General features: G+C 64.4%; 16 protein-coding genes. 11 read left to right on the top strand and 5 right to left on the bottom strand.

All coding sequences use genetic code 11. The features are described from left to right. The first annotated feature begins 9 nt into the window (after positions 1-9). Complete coding sequence (locus HV770_RS24495; RefSeq protein WP_175163815.1) at positions 10-1650, top strand: methyl-accepting chemotaxis protein; 1641 nt, start codon at positions 10-12, stop codon at positions 1648-1650. Positions 1651-1743: 93 nt separating this feature from the next. Here the strand turns inward: HV770_RS24495 and HV770_RS24490 are convergent, their stop codons facing one another. Beyond that, complete coding sequence (locus HV770_RS24490) at positions 1744-1947, bottom strand: cold-shock protein (protein WP_102632542.1); 204 nt, start codon at positions 1945-1947, stop codon at positions 1744-1746. A gap of 218 nt (positions 1948-2165) precedes the next feature. Between HV770_RS24490 and HV770_RS24485 the strand changes: the two genes are divergently transcribed. Continuing rightward, complete coding sequence (locus HV770_RS24485) at positions 2166-2441, top strand: hypothetical protein (protein ID WP_175163813.1); 276 nt, start codon at positions 2166-2168, stop codon at positions 2439-2441. 129 nt (positions 2442-2570) lie between these two features. Here HV770_RS24485 and HV770_RS24480 read toward each other — a convergent pair whose 3' ends face one another. After that, on the bottom strand, positions 2571-2894 hold the full coding sequence (locus HV770_RS24480; RefSeq protein WP_175163811.1) for an HNH endonuclease: 324 nt from the start codon (positions 2892-2894) through the stop codon (positions 2571-2573). A gap of 53 nt (positions 2895-2947) precedes the next feature. Next, complete coding sequence (locus tag HV770_RS24475; protein ID WP_425497473.1) at positions 2948-4048, bottom strand: AGE family epimerase/isomerase; 1101 nt, start codon at positions 4046-4048, stop codon at positions 2948-2950. A 290-nt stretch (positions 4049-4338) separates the two neighbouring features. On the opposite strand from HV770_RS24475, the gene HV770_RS24470 reads away from it, so the two are divergent. From HV770_RS24470 to HV770_RS24435, 8 genes are all read left to right on the top strand, one after another. Then, positions 4339-5025 carry an MgtC/SapB family protein gene (locus HV770_RS24470; RefSeq protein ID WP_175163809.1) on the top strand — a complete coding sequence of 229 codons (687 nt, stop codon included), beginning with the start codon at positions 4339-4341 and terminating at the stop codon, positions 5023-5025. Between the two features lie 133 nt (positions 5026-5158). Continuing rightward, a complete protein-coding gene (locus tag HV770_RS24465; protein ID WP_175163807.1) occupies positions 5159-6502 on the top strand; it encodes a hypothetical protein in 1344 nt (447 codons plus the stop codon). 217 nt (positions 6503-6719) lie between these two features. Beyond that, positions 6720-7028 (top strand): hypothetical protein, encoded by a 309-nt coding sequence (locus HV770_RS24460; RefSeq protein WP_121320111.1) that lies wholly within the window; start codon positions 6720-6722, stop codon positions 7026-7028. A 193-nt stretch (positions 7029-7221) separates the two neighbouring features. Next, positions 7222-7380 carry a hypothetical protein gene (locus tag HV770_RS24455; protein ID WP_175163805.1) on the top strand — a complete coding sequence of 53 codons (159 nt, stop codon included), beginning with the start codon at positions 7222-7224 and terminating at the stop codon, positions 7378-7380. 413 nt (positions 7381-7793) lie between these two features. Continuing rightward, positions 7794-8093: a hypothetical protein gene (locus HV770_RS24450; protein ID WP_175163802.1), complete on the top strand. Its 300-nt coding sequence runs from the start codon at positions 7794-7796 to the stop codon at positions 8091-8093. A gap of 109 nt (positions 8094-8202) precedes the next feature. After that, a complete protein-coding gene (locus HV770_RS24445; RefSeq protein WP_175163800.1) occupies positions 8203-9153 on the top strand; it encodes a 3-hydroxyacyl-CoA dehydrogenase family protein in 951 nt (316 codons plus the stop codon). 259 nt (positions 9154-9412) lie between these two features. Next, positions 9413-10024, top strand: a complete 612-nt coding sequence (locus HV770_RS24440; RefSeq protein WP_121320117.1) for a flavin reductase family protein — start codon at positions 9413-9415, stop codon at positions 10022-10024. A 200-nt stretch (positions 10025-10224) separates the two neighbouring features. Further along, complete coding sequence (locus HV770_RS24435; RefSeq protein WP_175163798.1) at positions 10225-10659, top strand: cupin domain-containing protein; 435 nt, start codon at positions 10225-10227, stop codon at positions 10657-10659. Positions 10660-10771: 112 nt separating this feature from the next. On the opposite strand, the gene HV770_RS24430 is transcribed toward HV770_RS24435, so the two are convergent. Next, positions 10772-12259 carry a polyhydroxyalkanoate depolymerase gene (locus HV770_RS24430; protein ID WP_175163796.1) on the bottom strand — a complete coding sequence of 496 codons (1488 nt, stop codon included), beginning with the start codon at positions 12257-12259 and terminating at the stop codon, positions 10772-10774. Between the two features lie 216 nt (positions 12260-12475). On the opposite strand from HV770_RS24430, the gene HV770_RS24425 reads away from it, so the two are divergent. Then, entirely contained in the window at positions 12476-13129 is a 654-nt protein-coding gene (locus tag HV770_RS24425) for a glutathione S-transferase family protein (RefSeq protein ID WP_175163794.1), read from the top strand. 112 nt (positions 13130-13241) lie between these two features. On the opposite strand, the gene HV770_RS24420 is transcribed toward HV770_RS24425, so the two are convergent. Then, positions 13242-15215, bottom strand: coding sequence for a methyl-accepting chemotaxis protein (locus HV770_RS24420; protein WP_175163792.1), 1974 nt, complete (start codon positions 15213-15215; stop codon positions 13242-13244). Positions 15216-15311 lie beyond the last annotated feature (96 nt).

Below are 15311 nucleotides of genomic sequence, written 5' to 3'. Positions count from 1 at the left end.
GGATTCACGATGTTCAGCAAGATCAAGGTCGCCTCCGGCCTGTTATGTGTTCTGGCCGCGTTCTGCGTATTCCAGCTCGTCACGGTGGGGCTGGGCTTCTGGTCGCTCACCCGCACTCATGACGACGTCGGCGATCTGTCGAACATCGCGTTGAAACAGGTGGACGCGGTCAATGAGACGACCCAGCGCCTGATGGACGCCCGCATCAACCTGTCACGCGCCGGCACGCGCATGGTGCGCGGCGGCGCGGAGCCGACCGACATCGTGCAGCATGCGCGCGAGCAGCTCACGGCAGCCGATCAGTCCTTCGGCGCGTTCATGAGCGCGCAGAAGGCCAGCGACGAAAACAGCGCCCGCGCCACGGCGCTCGCCGATCGCTACAAGAAGCTGCACGACGCGCTCGCCGAACTCGTGCAGTTTCTCGATTCGAACAACATCCAGGCCTTCCTCGATCAGCCGACCCAGTCGTTCCAGGACGCCTATCTCGCGGAGTCGCACAACTTCGTGCAATTCGGCGAGGCGGCGAGCCGTGCATCGCTCGATTCGATCGACGACCGCATGGCGGCATTTCGCGTCGTCAGCATCGTGATCCTGCTGTTGGTGGTGGCCGGCACCGTTGCGGTCTATGCGGGGCTGCGCCGGGGCGTGGTGGCGCCGCTGGAGGAAGCGGGCCAGCACTTCGAGCGCATCGCGCAAGGGCGCCTCGACCAGCCGATCGCCGCGCGCGGCACCAACGAGATTGGCCGGCTGTTCTCCGGTCTCGCAAGAATGCAGGCAAGCGTGGCGCGCACGGTGCAGACCGTGCGCGAGTCCGCCGACTCGATCCATCTCGGCGCCGATGAAATCGCCACCGGCAACGCCGATCTGTCGGCACGTACCGAAAACCAGGCGGCATCGCTCGAAGAAACCGCGTCGAGCATGGAGGAACTGACGGCCACGGTGCGCCAGAACGCGGATCACGCGCGTGAGGCTAATGCGCTTGCCGAAACCGCGCTCGAAGCGACGTCGCGCGGCAGCGAAGTGGTCAACGAGGTGGTCGACAAGATGCGCGGCATCGCGCAAAGCTCGGACAAGATCGCCGAGATCATTTCGGTGATCGACGGCATCGCGTTCCAGACCAACATCCTCGCGCTGAACGCGGCCGTCGAGGCCGCGCGTGCGGGCGAGCAGGGCCGTGGCTTCGCGGTGGTGGCGGGCGAGGTGCGCGGTCTCGCACAGCGCAGCGCGCAGTCGGCGAAAGAGATCAAGACCTTGATCAGCGAATCGGTCGCGGAGATTCAGGGCGGTTCGGCGCTGGTCGAGCATGCCGGCCAGGCGATGAGCAACGTGTCGGCGTCGATTTCGCGCGTCACGCAGATGATGGCGGAAATCAGCGCGTCGTCGCTCGAACAGAGCACGGGCATCGAGCAGGTGAACCAGGCGGTGGTGCAGATGGACGAGATGACGCAGCAGAACGCGGCGCTCGTCGAACAGGCCGCGGCGGCGGCGGCTTCCTTGCATCAACAGACGCAGCAATTGAAACAGGCTGTATCCGTGTTCGAAATTTCTGAAACTGTGTTGCGCACGCAACAGCTCGATGACATGCGCGGGCCGGTTCCGGGATTCGGCGTGTCCGGGAATGCGCGCGATTTAAACCACGCAGGCGCTTAAAAGAAGGCATGCAGCAAAGAAAATGGCCCGCGAATGCGGGCCATTTTGCATCAGACGCAAGCGCCTAAGGGTGCCTCAAGTACCTGAAGGTACTTAGGCCGGCTGGATGTTTGCAGCCTGCTTGCCCTTCGGGCCTTGCTTAACTTCGAACGACACCTTCTGGTTTTCCTGCAGGGACTTGAAGCCGCTGCCTTGAACTTCCGAAAAGTGTGCGAACAGGTCTTCGCCGCCGTCGTCCGGCGTGATGAAGCCAAAGCCCTTTGCATCGTTAAACCACTTCACAGTACCTGTTGCCATTTTTGATCCAGTAAATGTTGTGTGTTGCATTCGCGACCCGCTTTCTCAACACGAGGTCGAGCGCGAAGTGAGAGTTGTATCACGTCTTTATGACGGACGCCAACCAAGCCATATCCGGGTATTCCCCCGCATCGGCCTTTTTGAGGCTCTAGAACGCATTTGAAAGGGTGTTCCGCCCGGTAGGGTAAACTGTGTGTATTACTCTTCCAGGAAAAACATTGACACATTATTTGCAGGAAGAACTTACATCGTTCTGGAGCCGTTTGACCCCCTATCTCGCGATATTGGAGTCTAAATCCCCTCAAGAGGGCGCCGTGGACCCGGTTGGCCGAATCACCGTCGATACCGAAGACCGGCAGGCTTTTGCCCTTCATATCACCGATCAGAAGCCGCACGGCGATACGTCGGATATTCCCACCGGCCATAGCGCAACTTATATGCGTTTTAAATCTTCCGGCGCCGATTGGGGACCTTGGCAACGCGAAGAGTATTGATCGATGGGTGGTCGGCCTTGGCGTCGGCCCCCGTTTATCAACTCGCCGCCCGGCGCTCAGCCGGCTTCGCCATGAGCGGCGCTTCAGCCGCGTTTCACCCGTGTTCACCAGCTCGCTGCCGCTCGACCCTCAGCCTTTCCTCGTGCTGCGGCGGCTTCGCTCGTAGAAATCATTCGGCTTGGTACGAACCCAGCGGACGAAGGTGCGCACCGCCTCGTCGGTGAGCAGTGCGTCGAGCGTCGAGTAGCGCTGTGCCAGTTCGAGCTCCGAAAACAGCGCGTGAAGCTGTCGGTGGCAGATGCGGTGCAACGCGGCCACTTCCTTGCCGCCCTTCGTTTTGGGCACCCAATGATGCAGGTCGCGCTGGCTCGGCGGGATCGGCCGGCCACAGAGCGGGCAGATTTCCTCCGCCGGCGGCGCGTGATACCAAGGTTCCGCGAGTTTCCTGGCCATGGCCGCGAGACAGTTAGTGGACAGCTGCGCGCAGCGAGGCAGTTAGCCGTCGCTCAGGCCGGCAACCCGGCGTACGCAGTGGCGAGGTGATAGGGCGTGGTGGACGGCATGTCGGCGCGCGCCACGTCGCCGGCCGGCGTCTTGCACTCGAACCAGCCCCGCGGATGCAGAAAGCGTTGCTCGAACAGTTCGATTTGCCGTGGCAGCGCGGCGAGCGCAGCCGGATCGTCGTGGCACGCGAGCGCGCGCAGATATTCCGTTTGCGCCCAGATTCGCTGGGTGGCGTCGTTGATCACGCCGGTTTCGTCGAGCGAGGCGCACACGCCGCCCGTGGCCGGGTCCACGCCGTGCTGCTGCGCGAAGGCAAACGCGCGCGTAAGCGCTTCGTCGAGGCCGGTTCCGGCGAACTGCGCGCCCGCCTGCCGAACCAGCCAGAACCACTCGAACTGATGGCCCGGCTCGAGACGGTTGCCGCTCGCGCCGATCGGTAATTCGGCGATGCAGCCAGTCGGCTTATGCACGAAGTGATGCGCCACCGCGCCGGCCAGACGGCGCAAGGCGGCGCCGAAGACGTTGTCGCGCGTCGCTTCGCAGGCGGCCAGCCAGGCTTCGGTCAGGTGCATCAGCGGATTCTGGATCGGCGTGCCGGTGACGCTGTCGAAGTCCGCGCTCAGCGCGGCGTTGAACAGATCACCGTCGGCGGCGAATTGCGACTGAATCAGCGCCGAGGTGTTGTGCACGAGCGCCAGTGCGTCGCGATTGCCCGAACGCCGCCCGTATTCCGCACACGCGAAAACGACGAATGCGTGTGTGTACAGGTCTTTCGTGGTGTCGAGCGGCGCGCCGTGCGGGTCGACGCTGTAGAACCATCCACCGTGAACCGTGTCCTGAAAGGTATGCCTCAGCGAGTCGAACAGCACCTGGGCATGCTCCGCGTCGCCGGCTTGCGAGAATACGAACAGCTGTCGCGCGCAGGCCATCGCCCGATAGCGCTCGGCGGGCAGCGGCGCGTGATCCTCGGCGCTGAGGGATTCATAGGGCAACTTGAGCGCGGTGTTGAATCCCGGTCCGCGCCACATGGGCAGCACCACGCTCGTGAAGTGATCGCGCAGTGCGGTGGCGAGGGCGATCGTCGTAGCGGCGGCAGGATTCATGCTCGGTATGGTCAAGTTGGTCAGGCGCGGGATGCCGGAGCGTCCACGGAACCGGTCCGTGGTCTGAGCGGCGGCGCGGTGCGGGGGCGGCTCGGATCGGCGGCGAGTGCGGATGCTACCCGGTTTGCGCGCCGACGGCGCAGCATTACCTTGGCAATCGCGCGCCATACTGCCGACGCCACGTCGACGCAACCCGCACGCGGCTTAGCATAAAGCAAACGGGTCGTGCTGAACACGCCGCCACGGGCGGGAAAGCCGCTTCGAATAATGTCTGATAAGGAGGAAAAACAATGTTGGGGAATCTCGAACTCGTCTCCCGCCTGGTGCTGGCCGCGGCGCTCGGCAGCGTGATCGGCTTCGAGCGGGAGCGGCTCTCGTGGGCGGCCGGCCTGCGCACGCATATGCTGGTGTGCGTCGGCTCGGCGCTGATCATGATCGTGTCGGCTTATGGTTTCGCCGAAGTGCTGACCGGCGATCATGTCGTGCTCGACCCGTCGCGGATGGCCGCGCAGGTGGTCTCGGGCATCGGCTTTCTCGGCGCGGGCTCGATCCTGCTGCGCGGCGAGATCGTGCGCGGACTGACCACGGCGGCGAGCCTCTGGTCGGTCGCGGCGATCGGCCTCGCGGTCGGCGGCGGACTGTACACGGCGTCGATCGCGGCGACCATCATCATTCTGATCATCCTGGCCGGCATCAAGCCGCTCGAGCGCCGCTTCATCACGGTCAAGCAGCGGCGCCAGGTGACGATGATCGTCGAGCGCGGCACGATGACGTTTCACTCGCTGCACGACGAACTCGGCGCGGCGAGCCCGCGCGTCAAGCAATTCGTGATGCAGCAAAGCGACGACACGCCCGAGTGCGACGAGGTGATGATCACGCTGCATCGCGTGTCGAATACGGAATATGAAGCGATCTGCGCGCGCTTGCGTCAACTGCATGGCGTCAGGCAGTTCAAGCAAGACGAGGCGTCATCCTGAAAAGGCGAAAATCGTCGGAGAATGGCTTCGGCGGGGGCGGGCGGCCATGCGACAATGCGGGCTCGAAAAATTCCAGTGGCATTGACGAGCGGTGCTCGGCGCCCGCTTGACGGCGACAACCGCTTTTTTCTCTATGGCAGATTCCGTAGCAACCAGGCAGTCCCGGCCTCAGCGCGCCGCTTCGAAAAAGCGGCGCCAAGCCACCGTCTCGACCGAAACCGAAAACAAGCTGGCGCGCGCCGCGCGCTCGGCACAACGCCTTGCGCAACTGAGCGGCGCGTCCCGCGACGACAGCACCCTCGACCTGTTCCCCGACGATCCCACCCGCGCGACGCTGGAAGCGATGAATATCGACATCCGGCAGGGCACGCTGCATGGCTTCGAATTACCCGATGTCGTGCTGGCGGCGGTTGGCGCGATCGACGCCGGCGACGGCGTGTTGCTGGACGCGAAGGCTGCGCGCCGCACGCCGCGCGTCGCGAGGACCGATGAACCGGTGCCGGTCAACGCGCAATTGAGCGGACTCGAAATCGAGCTGTCGACGCCGGCGGCGTTGCCCGTCGGCGAAAAAACGGTTCCGGCAGACGCGAAACCGGCGGCGCAAGCGTATGTGCATGAGACACCGACAGTGTCGGCGCGCGATCTGGCAATGCCGTTCACGTCCGCGATGGCGGCTGCGACCGTCGCCCGTAGCATGACCGCGCTGCGCCAGGCGGAAGAACCGCGGACGGCGGCGGCTGACCCGGCGGCCGCGTCGAAATCGGGCGGCGGCAAACCGCCGCAGCGCTTCGCGGCGACTTTGGCGAAAGCGGCGACGGCTTCGCAGGACGCAGCCGTGGCTGACGTCGAAGCGGCGAGCAGGGTTGCCGATAGTGCCACTGTGGACATGAGCGGGGCGTCCACTGAATCGACCGATGCGGCGGCGAAGCGGTTGACCGATACGGCGGAGGCCTCACCAGACGCCGGCGCCGCGGCGTTCGCCGCGCCGTGGCGGGAAGCGCAGCGGGCGGAATCGGCGGCAGCCGCGCTGCGTGCCGCGCCGGAACTGGATCGCGCACGCGCAACCGCCTTCGCCGATACCGTCGATGCGCTCTACGGCGTGATTGCCGACCAGCGCCGCGCCGCGACCGATCATTCGCGCCGCATGAAATGGATGTTGTCGATCGTGGTGGGCGCATTGCTGGTGACGGTGGCGATCGGCATCACTCAGACCCTGCTTCTGATGCGGCTGACGCGCGAGACGACGGCTCAGCAACACCGCATCGAAATGATGATGCAGACCCAGCAGGCGGCCATGGCCAGCCTGCTCGATTCGCACATCGCAGTGGCCAACGCAGCGGCGGCCAATGCTGCGGCGACGGCGGTTACGACGCCGCCCGCCGCGCCTCAGCAAGCCGGCGCCGCGACGACGGCTCATGGCAAGCACGCCGCGCGAACCCTGCATGGGTACAGGGCCAAGGCGGTTAGGCCGGGCTGATCGTCAGTCACCGCTGCGCCGGCGCTAGCCGGCAGCGGCGGCCAGGTTCTCCGGTCAACTTCGGTGGCCACCGCCTTGCCCATCTCGTCCCGGGAGATAGGAGCGGTAAGGCACTTGCTCCCCGCCGCCCCGTCGCAACGCCCCTGCGCGTTTTACACTCTCCCCGCTGTCGCGAAGCCGGACCGGTACGCCAGCGCATCTTCTGACGGGAGCCATCATGCCGACTAGCGCGCACAAATATTCAATCGAGGACCTGTTGGCCGCACTGCTGCGCGATCAGGGCATCCACGAGGGCCACTGGGCGTTGAACGTTGAATTTACCGCTACTGGAGCGTCCGTCAAACCGCAGGACAATCCCGCGCGGACGCTGCCGGGCCTGATCGTGTCATTGAACAGCGCGACCTTGCTGCGCGCAGACGCTTCGGCGGCCGGCGCAGTCGACGCTGCCGTCGCAAATCCGCGTAAAGACGCGCCGCGCGCGAAACCCGTGCGAAGCCGCAAGCCGGCCTCGACCACCCTGCAGTAGCAGTTAATGGGCTTCGACCGGACGTGCAAAAAAAGGGACGTTGTCATGATGCAACGCACCATGACGTCACAGCCAGCGACATCCCGCCACACTAAAAAATTGCTGCATCGCACTAGCTTTTGCCTAGGGAAAACCCTATACTTCTTCTTAAGGGAAAACCCCTAGCAAATGCAGTAACTAACCGGGAGTCGCCATGAGCTTCATCTTTGCACTGTTCCAAAAGGTCAGCGACCTCTTTGCGTCGCCCCACCTGCCGATGGATTCGGATTACTCGTACGAAGCGCGTAGCCGCGAATCGGCGCGTATGCGTCGCGCGCAAGCAACGTTGTTCGGCGTCAAGCTGACCGACTAAAGTCCAGCTGTCTGTCCAGAGCGCGGAAGAGCGCGCAGGGACGCGCACTTCGGGTGCGCATCGCAATATTGAAGCCACTGTTCGCGAAACGCGTACCGTGGCTTTTGTTTTTTGGGCGATGCGGACCGCCTATCAGTTGCCCAATATTTCTCCGACGAAATGAATGTAACGGCGCCTGACATGCAGCCGACGCTTCCTGCGCCTCGCCTGCGACGCATGCCCCCGTGAACGGGGCGAGAGCGCGGTACGACCGTGCCGTCATCCCGCCCCATCTGTGAAATGCCCGCTTACAAGTGCTCACGTGTTCGGGCGGTTTGCGTCGCTAAAGTTGCTCTCAAGCGTACGGCGTCGGGTTCGATCCTTCGAATGAGCACCGGCGCTGGCTTGACACAACACTTTGATGGGAGGTCACTATGAAAACCTTTAACAAGACATCGCGTTCGATCATTGCAACCCTGCTGGCAGGTGGCGCGTTGCTCGCAGCCGGTAGCGCTTTCGCCCAGGACCGCGTCATCGTCGAGAATGGCTACCGCCCGGCGGTGTATGGTCAGCCGCACCTGGTGCCGGTGGGTGTGTCGATCAACATCGGCTGGCATGGCGACCGTTACTACGATGGCCACCGCTACTGGGATCACGACGAGTGGATGCACAATCACCCGCACGACCGCGATCCGCGCCACCACGACGACCATCGTCCGCCGCATCACGGTTAATGCATGCATGACGGCGCCGCGCATCGCGGCGTGAGGTCCACAAAGCCGGTCCTTCATCGCGGAAGACCGGCTTTGTCACGTTCAGCCTTGCAAACGGGTGCGCTGCGCTATGCTTGAAGGCTTTTATCGACGGCAGGAGAGCGGCGTGGACAAGGCAACAATTGGCGTAGTGGGCACGGGGTTGATGGGCGTCGGCATTGCGACGCAAAGCGCGCTGCACGGGCACCGGACGATCGTCCACGACGTCGACCCGGCGCGTCTGGCCAGCGTCGCGCCGAAAGCGGAAGCGGTGCTGGACGAATTGATCGACGCCGGGCGTATCGACGCAGCGGCCAAACGCGCGGCGCTCGCGCGCATCGAAACCCATGCGCAACTCGACGTGATGGCGTCGGCGCAATTCGTGATCGAGGCGATTCCCGAGGTGCTCGAACTGAAGCATCGCCTCTATGCGGCGCTCACCGGACTGCTGGCCGACGACGCGATTCTCGCGAGCAATACCAGCGGCTTTCCGCCTGATCAACTGGTCGCGCCGTTGCGCGCGAAAGAGCGCTTTCTGATCGCGCATTTCTGGAACCCGCCGCACATGATCCCGCTCGTCGAAGTCGTGCCGGGCACGGCAACCGCGCCGGAAGTCACGCAACATACCGCTGTGCTGATGAGCGCGATCGGCATGGAGCCGGTGGTGCTGGCGAAGGCGATTCCGGGTTTCGTCGGCAACCGCCTGCAATTTGCAGTGCTGCGCGAGGCGTTGAACATCGTGCGCTCCGGCGCCGCGACGCCGGATGTGGTCGACCGGGTCATGAAGGCATCGCTGGGACGCCGCTGGGGGATCGTCGGACCGCTCGAAGGCGCCGACATGGGTGGGCTCGACACCTTCCTCGACATCTCTTCGCATCTGATGCCGGAGCTTGCCAAAGACGAGGACGTGCTGGACCTGCTGCGTCAGCAGGTGGATGCGGGGCGTGTCGGCGTGCGCAGCGGCGCCGGTTTCCATGAGTGGGACGACGAGCGTCTGGCGCGCGTCAAGGAAGGACGCAAACGCGTGATCAGCCGCGGCTGATGCAGGCCTGGCGCGGGCGCATAACGCGAGTGAACGCGAGTGAACGCAAACGGGCGCAGCCGAACGCGCTCGCCGCGCCGCGGGTTGCAACGACATTACTGCCGCGTTGCCACCATGCACCTGGCTCCTGGCGACAGCCTGGCCGCAGCATCGAAGATAGCAGCAACGCCTCCCGCTCGACACCACAGCACGCCCGCAACGACTCTCGCTACTCTGCGGTATAACTAGTCACTTCGCATCACCGCCAACTCACCACCACATGTCCCACTACTTCTACGATCCCGCTGCCGGCCACGGCCTGCCGCACGACCCGTTCAAGGCCATCGTCGCTCCGCGTCTGATCGGCTGGATTTCTTCGCGCGATACCGACGGCACGTTGAACCTTGCGCCCTACAGTTTCTTCGGCGCGTTCGCCACCTTCCCGCCGATCATCGGCTTCAGCAGCGAGGGCCGTAAAGACAGCGTCAACAACATCGAGGCCACCGGCGAATTCGTCTGGAATCTCGCGACGCGGCCGCTCGCCGAACAGATGAACCGTTCGTCGGCTCCGGTCGCGCCGCACGTCGACGAGTTCGAACTCGCCGGCCTGACGCCCGCACCCGGTCGCAACGTCGCCGTGCCGCACGTTGCCGAATCGCCGGCCGCGCTCGAATGCAAGCTGCTGCAAGTGGTGCGTCTGCATACGCTCGACGGCAAGCCGATGGACAACTATCTGTCGCTCGGCCAGGTGGTCGGCGTGCATATCAACGAGGCGTATCTGAAAGACGGCCTGTTCGACACTCAGGCCGCGCAGCCGATCATGCGTGCGGGCTATCGCGCCGACTATGCGCAAATCGGCGAGATGTTCCAGATGTTCCGCCCGACTGCCTGAGCCACGATCCCCGGCGTTTGAAGTACGCCGAGCCGTGCCGCGCAATGCGGCGCGGCATCTGAAGTATCGCGCGCCATCGCGTGCCGCCGCAGAACCAGGTCAGATCGAGGCGAGTAGCAGAAAACTTGGCCTGCTTGATGCTTGCAATCGACGCTCAACGCGTCGTTTCAACTGCCGGCTCACTCTCATGGAGCGCGATCATGTCCACCGAATTCGCCACGCAATTCAGCCATGTCCGTCCGCAAGACACGTCCTACGTGGATCAAGGCTTACGCGACTTTTTTCTCTACCGCGATCTGGGCATCGCGCAGGCGACCGGCGGCAAGGTGCTCGCGCAACTCGTCAAGGCGAATCACGCACCAGAGCAAGGCACCGGCTGGCACCGTCATGAGGCCGACTTCCACATTGTGATCATGCTGAAGGGCTGGGCGCGCTTCATGTACGGCGACAAGGAAACGCTGGTCGCCGCTGGCGATTGCGTGCACCAGGCACCGGGCATCGTCCACTATCTGTTCGACTACTCCGAAGACATGGAATACATTGAAATCGTGTCGCCTGCCGATTTCAAATCGATTGAAGTCGAAGGGCCGTGTGAAGTGCCGGCCGTGAAGCCGTGGAACAGCGTTGCTGTTTGATGCAAGCGCGAGCAGCCTTGGCGGCGCGATAGCCGTCAGCGCTGCGAACACCGTGTACATACGCCGCATCGCGGCGTACCACGCAGCAGACAAGCCCCAGCGAACCAGGTCACTAACTGGCCGATGGCCGTCTGCGCAGCGCTCGCGCCGCAGCCGGTTTTGCTGCGGCACCAGCGACCGCGGTTGAACCGCCGCTGTCGTCGGCACTCGCGCCGGAGCCATTCGCGCCGCCCGCCGCCAACTGCGCGTCCACTTCGACATCGACCACCGCCGCGGCAAGCGGCGCCGCTGCCGTGATCTCTGCTGCGGCCGCGGCGGGCATCGGGACGGGCGTGATCGTTCGCGCCCGCGAACTCACCAGCACCGCGCGCGGCTCGTTGTCGTAGATTACGGCCCGCACGCGCGGATAAATGTGCCGCTCCCAGCGGCGTCCGTTGAACACGCCGTAATGCCCGACACCGGTTTGCACATGATGCGTCTTCAGATATGGCCGCAGCTTGTCGCACATGTCCTGCGCGGCGAGCGTCTGCCCGACGGCGCAGATATCGTCTTTTTCGCCCTCGACCGTGAGCAACGCAGTCCGGCGGATCTTCGACGGGTCCACCAGCCGGCCTTCCACTTCGAGCGCATGCAACGGCAGTGCGTGCCGCTGAAAAACCGTGTCGACGGTTTCCAGATAGAAGTCGGCCGTCAGGTCCATCGTCGCGAAATATTCTTCGTAGAACGTGTGAATCGCATCGGCTTTCGCCGGATCGCCCTTCGCGCGCTCGTAATACATCGTCTCGAACGAATCGGCATGGCGGGAGAGGTTCATCGACATGAACGCGCTCAACTGCATGAAGCCCGGATACACGCGGCGATGCGCGCCCGCGAAACCGAACGGCACCGCGCTGATCAGGTTCTGCTCGAACCACTCGATCGGTTTGCTCTTCGCCAGTTCGTTGACCCGCGTCGGATTGATGCGCGTATCGAGCGGCCCGGCCATCAGCGTCATGCTGGCTGGCTGGTCGGGATGATCCTCGGCGGCCATCAGCGCGACTGCCGCGAGCGCGGCGACGGTCGGCTGGCACACCGCCAGCAGATGCGAGCCGGGCCCGATCTTCTCCGTGAAATCGATCACGTGCTGGACGAATTCGTTGAAGCCGAAGCGGCCCTGGCTCAGCGGCACGTCGCGAGGGTTGCGCCAATCGGTGATGTAGACGTCGTGGTCGGCCAGCATGGTGCGCACGGTGCCACGCAGCAGCGTCGCAAAGTGGCCGGACATCGGCGCGAGGATCAGCACGCGCGGCTGCGGCGCCGACAGCGTGGTGTCCTTACGGAAATGCAACAGCGAGCAGAACGGCGTGTGCGCGGTGATTTCTTCGACGACGGCCACCTGCCTGCCTTCCGTCACTACGCTATCGATGCCGAACGGCGGCCGCACGGGCGTGAGTCCTGCGAGCATCAACAGTTCGCAGCCCGCGCGCAATGAGCGGCCATCCGACGTGTCGCCGAACGCGGGCCACGCGTCGAGCGAATGATTCATCAGTGCCGCGCCGTGCCGTAGCGGCAGCATCATGTCGGCGCCGGCCTGGAACGCGGAGTATGCGAACAGGTTCATAACCTTCGCACGAGTGCAGGAAAGGAAGGAGCCCGAATAGAGGCAATTCATGTGCCATGCGTGACCGTGGGGCCCGCGGCGGCTCCCGCGTTGGCATGGCATTTGCGCGACTCGGCGCAACGGGCCGGAAGTGCCGCGCTTTGGTGCGTGCGCGCACGGCGGCGTGCATGCCTGAGCTCAGGCGTCGGCCGGGCGCGTCATCTGGAGGAGAAACGTATGGCGAACACCACGCTCACTATCAGCAGCAAGAATTATTCGTCGTGGTCCTTGCGCGGCTGGCTGTTGACGAAGTTCAGCGGCTTGCCGTTCGAAGAGATCGTGATGCCGATCGACGATCCCGCCGCGCGCGCCGAACTGCTGCTGTTGTCGCCCTCCATTCTGGTGCCGTGCCTCGTGCACGACGGCATCGAGATCTGGGACACGCTCGCGATCGCCGAATATCTGAACGAGGTGAAACCGCAAGCCGCGCTGTTGCCGAAGGACATTCGCGCGCGAGCGCATTGCCGTTCGATTTGCGGCGAGATGCATTCGGGTTTCGCTTCGCTGCGCTCGGCATTGCCGATGAACCTCAAGGCGCATTTCCCGGGCTTCAAGGTGTGGGCGCGCGCGCAGTCGGATATCGACCGGATCGTGACGATCTGGGGCGAGTGTCTGAAGCAGTATGGCGGTCCGTTTCTGTTCGGCGAGCGTACAGCGGCGGATGCGATGTACGCACCGGTGGTCATGCGTTTCGTGACTTACGACGTGAAGCTCGATCCGGAAATCGTCGAATATGGACAGCGGGTCATCGCGCTGCCCGACATGCAGCAGTGGATCGCCGACGCGCAGCAGGAAGTCGAAGAGATCGACGAACTGGACGCCGAGTTTTAAGCCGGCGTCGTGGTCGCGCGCGCATGCGACTCGCGCATCGACCGCGCTGACGGAAGCACAGCCGGCGCGGCAATGAACACTACGCCGCGCTTCAGCCGGCACGAACGCCAGGTCAGTCGCGTCCGCGTTCGAGCTTGAACACGCTGACCACTTGCGCAAGACGCGCGGCCTGCTCGCGCAACTCGGCGGCCGCGAGTTCCGCGTCGCCGACAATCGTTGCGTTCTGCTGGGTCGCCTCACCGATCTGCGTGACGGCGAGGTTGACCTGCTCGATGCCGCCCGATTGCTCGCGCGACGCGACGTTGATCTCGCTCATGATCGCCCGCACCTGGCCGACCTGTTGAACGATGCCTTGCATGGTCGAGCTGGCTTCTTCGGCGATCCGGAATCCGCTTTCGACCGTCGCCGTCGAACTCGCGATCAGGCTTTCGATTTCCTTCACCGAGGCCGCGCTGCGTTGCGCGAGCGCGCGCACTTCCGAGGCCACCACCGCGAAGCCCTTGCCGTGCTCGCCCGCGCGCGCGGCTTCGACGGCGGCGTTCAGCGCGAGGATGTTGGTTTGGAACGCGATGCCTTCGATCACCGTCGTGATCTCCGCGATCTTCTGCGACGAGCGGCTGATCTCGCCCATCGTCGACACCACCCGCTCGACCGCGCGGCCGCCTTCGAGCGCGGCATCGGCGGCGTGCGTGACGAGTGTGTTGGCTTGCGTCGCATGAGCGGCGTTCTGCTGCACGGTCGACGTGATCTGCTCCATGCTGGCCGCCGTTTCCTCGAGGCTGCTCGCCTGCGTGGCGATGCGCGCGGCGATATGGCCGCTGCCGGTGGCGATCTTCTCGGTGCCCTCCGACATATCCGCCGATGCATTGCGCACCTGCGAAACGATACGCGCGAGGCCTTCGCCGATCCCGTCGATCGACTGCATCAGGCGGCCGATTTCGTCGGCGCGCGCGGTGCCGTGCCGCGCCACGCGCACGCTCAGGTCGCCCGAGGCGAAACGTTCGGAGGCCTTCGCGGCTTCGTCGAGCGGACGGCTGACGAGACGCCGCACCGCGATCAGGAACACGATCGCGAACACGCCGACCAGCACGAGACCGAGCAGCACGAAGCGATTGCGCGTCGCGACGACGTCGGCCAGCACTTCGTCGCGCGGCGCGACGCCGCCCACGAGCCATTGCCACTCCGGCACCGTGACGAACGACACGAATTTGTCGCGCGCGCCCTGCTCGCCGAGCGTCGCGTCGGCGGAACTGTAGTCGAGCTGGCCTTGCTTCATGTCGAGCATGCGTTGATACGGCGCGTTCGCGTCGTCCGCCTTCTGCCCGGCGGCGGCCGGATGCACGATCAGCTTGCCGCGATCCGCGCCCTTCGACGCGTCGAGCACGAAGTAATAACCGCTCGCGCCGATCTTCAGATTGCGGATGCCGTCCTCGACAGACTGAATCTCCTTGTCCACGTTCACGCCGACGAACAACGCGCCGATCACGCGGCCGCTCGCGTCGGTGATCGGCCGGTATTGCGTGATCCAACGTTTGCCGAACAGCGCGGCCAATCCCGTATAGGAGCGGTTCGCGAGCAACGGCGCATACGCCGGTCCCTTGCGGTCGAGCAGCGTGCCGATCGCGCGCGAGCCGTCCTGTTTCTTCAACGAGGTCGTCACGCGCACGAAGTCGTCGCCGCTGCGCGCGAACACGGTGGCGACCGCGCCGCTGCGTTCGAGAAACTGGTCGGGGATGGTGAAGTCCAGGTTCAGCACTTTGTCGCCGGCCTTGAAGGTCGGCGTCGCGATGCCGCCGATGTCGACCTTCTGCGTGTCGTCGAGCGCGAAGTCGGGGGGCAGGAAGCTCGCGAACAGCGCCATCGAACGGTCGACCTCAGCCGACAGCGCCTGGTCGAACAGCGTGATCATTGCCGCGATCGAGCGGTCTTTTTCGGCGATGCGTTCGAGCACCTGATCGCGGACCTGGCCGCCAGCGGCGCGCGTGAGCGCCCACGCGAAGGTGGCGAAAAGCAACGCTACCAGCACGCATGAGAGCACGGCGAGCCGGACGCCGACGCTGGCGCGGCGCAAAAAGAGAAAGTCCATGGGCGGTCGCTGAGTAAGGGGGACAAGCGAAAGCGCCGAGCATGGAGAGGCATGCCGGCGTCGTTGTCTGGTTTACGGCTGCGGCTGCGCTGACCT

This window comes from Paraburkholderia fynbosensis (assembly GCF_902859935.1).
Lineage (GTDB): Bacteria > Pseudomonadota > Gammaproteobacteria > Burkholderiales > Burkholderiaceae > Paraburkholderia > Paraburkholderia fynbosensis.
This window is presented reverse-complemented; position numbering and strand designations above follow the sequence as displayed.

What these genes read in the sequence shown, in the direction of transcription:
- HV770_RS24435 (WP_175163798.1), top strand. Translation starts at nt 10,225, where the DNA reads ATGTCCACCGAATTCGCCACGCAATTCAGCCATGTCCGTCCGCAAGAC.
- HV770_RS24460 (WP_121320111.1), top strand. Translation starts at nt 6,720, where the DNA reads ATGCCGACTAGCGCGCACAAATATTCAATCGAGGACCTGTTGGCCGCA.
- HV770_RS24430 (WP_175163796.1), bottom strand. Translation starts at nt 12,259, where the DNA reads ATGAACCTGTTCGCATACTCCGCGTTCCAGGCCGGCGCCGACATGATG.
- HV770_RS24440 (WP_121320117.1), top strand. Translation starts at nt 9,413, where the DNA reads ATGTCCCACTACTTCTACGATCCCGCTGCCGGCCACGGCCTGCCGCAC.
- HV770_RS24475 (WP_425497473.1), bottom strand. Translation starts at nt 4,048, where the DNA reads ATGAATCCTGCCGCCGCTACGACGATCGCCCTCGCCACCGCACTGCGC.
- HV770_RS24450 (WP_175163802.1), top strand. Translation starts at nt 7,794, where the DNA reads ATGAAAACCTTTAACAAGACATCGCGTTCGATCATTGCAACCCTGCTG.
- HV770_RS24495 (WP_175163815.1), top strand. Translation starts at nt 10, where the DNA reads ATGTTCAGCAAGATCAAGGTCGCCTCCGGCCTGTTATGTGTTCTGGCC.
- HV770_RS24425 (WP_175163794.1), top strand. Translation starts at nt 12,476, where the DNA reads ATGGCGAACACCACGCTCACTATCAGCAGCAAGAATTATTCGTCGTGG.
- HV770_RS24465 (WP_175163807.1), top strand. Translation starts at nt 5,159, where the DNA reads ATGGCAGATTCCGTAGCAACCAGGCAGTCCCGGCCTCAGCGCGCCGCT.
- HV770_RS24445 (WP_175163800.1), top strand. Translation starts at nt 8,203, where the DNA reads ATGCTTGAAGGCTTTTATCGACGGCAGGAGAGCGGCGTGGACAAGGCA.
- HV770_RS24455 (WP_175163805.1), top strand. Translation starts at nt 7,222, where the DNA reads ATGAGCTTCATCTTTGCACTGTTCCAAAAGGTCAGCGACCTCTTTGCG.
- HV770_RS24470 (WP_175163809.1), top strand. Translation starts at nt 4,339, where the DNA reads ATGTTGGGGAATCTCGAACTCGTCTCCCGCCTGGTGCTGGCCGCGGCG.
- HV770_RS24420 (WP_175163792.1), bottom strand. Translation starts at nt 15,215, where the DNA reads ATGGACTTTCTCTTTTTGCGCCGCGCCAGCGTCGGCGTCCGGCTCGCC.
- HV770_RS24490 (WP_102632542.1), bottom strand. Translation starts at nt 1,947, where the DNA reads ATGGCAACAGGTACTGTGAAGTGGTTTAACGATGCAAAGGGCTTTGGC.
- HV770_RS24480 (WP_175163811.1), bottom strand. Translation starts at nt 2,894, where the DNA reads ATGGCCAGGAAACTCGCGGAACCTTGGTATCACGCGCCGCCGGCGGAG.